Genomic DNA, 1038 nt, shown 5'->3' on the forward strand with positions numbered 1-1038 from the left:
GTGCTGCCGGTGCCCGTGGGGGCCTCGGTGGCCGCCCCGGCCGGGGTGCGGGTGGTGTTCGGCGAGGCGAGGTTCGCGATGGTGACGCCGACCGCGACGAGTGCGATCGCCGCGAGGATCCCGACTGGGATCAGCCACCACCGGCGGCGACGCCGGGGCTGGGATGCGGTCTGCTTGCTCATGTGCGATTCCCCTCGCTGGTGTGGACGGATCAGCCGTTGACGGCGTTGAGGATGAACCCGAAGATCGCCGGGACGATGATGATTCCGCCGGTCATCAGGGACGTGCCGATCACCTCGCCCTTTGCGGCCTCGGCCTTCTGCGGGTTCTTCGCGTTCTTGAAGTGCCGCAGCCTCGAGACGGCCTTGAGCAGGAAGAACGCCGATCCGAGGATGAAGAGGAACCAGATACCGCCAAGCGCGATCTTCCACTGGGTGGTGAAGTTGTCGCCGAGCCACGACGGGTCCGGCTTGACGCCGTCGAACGGGTTGATGTTGGCGCCCTTCGCCGTCACCTCGGACGGCGTGTGTGCCGCGATGACGGCGCTGGTGGTCATGTTGATGACCGGGGCGAGGAGTGCGCTCATGAGCGGGACCTTTCGGGGTTAGCCGGCGACGACGGGGAGCGTCGTTCCGGGGTTAGGGGTGTGCCGGGGAGTCGTGGCGGGAGTGTTGGTGCCACGCGTCTGGGACGCTCCGGTGGAGCGAGGTGCAGGGGCCGGGGCAGGTGCCGGCGAGCTCGCGCCAGCAGCCGGCGTGGACGTCGGAGCGGGAGCCGGAGCCGGGGTAGGAGTCGGCGAGGGCTGTGCGGGTGCGGGGTCGGTCGGCTGCTCGGGTGCCGGCGTGCCCGGGTCGGTGGGCTGCGTGGGGTCCGTGCCGGGATCCGCCGGAGCGGGATCCGGGTCGACTGGCGCCGGGTCCACAGGTGCGGGCTCCGACGGGTCTGGGATCGGGTCGGTCGGGACCGTCGGGTCGGTGCCCGGGTCGGTCGGGTCCGTTGGGTCGGTCGGAACCGGGATTGGGTCGACCGGGATCGGGT

General features: G+C 70.8%; 2 protein-coding genes. Both read right to left on the reverse strand.

What is annotated here, in order from left to right:
• On the reverse strand, window positions 1-182 hold a 182-nt coding region (locus GV068_RS24760), incomplete at its 3' end, for a hypothetical protein (RefSeq protein ID WP_201303421.1).
• Window positions 183-211: 29 nt separating this feature from the next.
• Entirely contained in the window at window positions 212-586 is a 375-nt protein-coding gene (locus GV068_RS24765) for a hypothetical protein (RefSeq protein WP_052481832.1), read from the reverse strand.
• Window positions 587-1038: the final 452 nt, after the last annotated feature.

Source organism: Massilia sp. 9I, assembly GCF_902506415.1.
In the GTDB taxonomy this organism is placed as follows: domain Bacteria; phylum Pseudomonadota; class Gammaproteobacteria; order Burkholderiales; family Burkholderiaceae_D; genus Telluria.

Bases quoted from the DNA above. Each gene is read 5' to 3' on its own strand.
- GV068_RS24765 (WP_052481832.1), bottom strand. From the start codon at position 586: ATGAGCGCACTCCTCGCCCCGGTCATCAACATGACCACCAGCGCCGTC.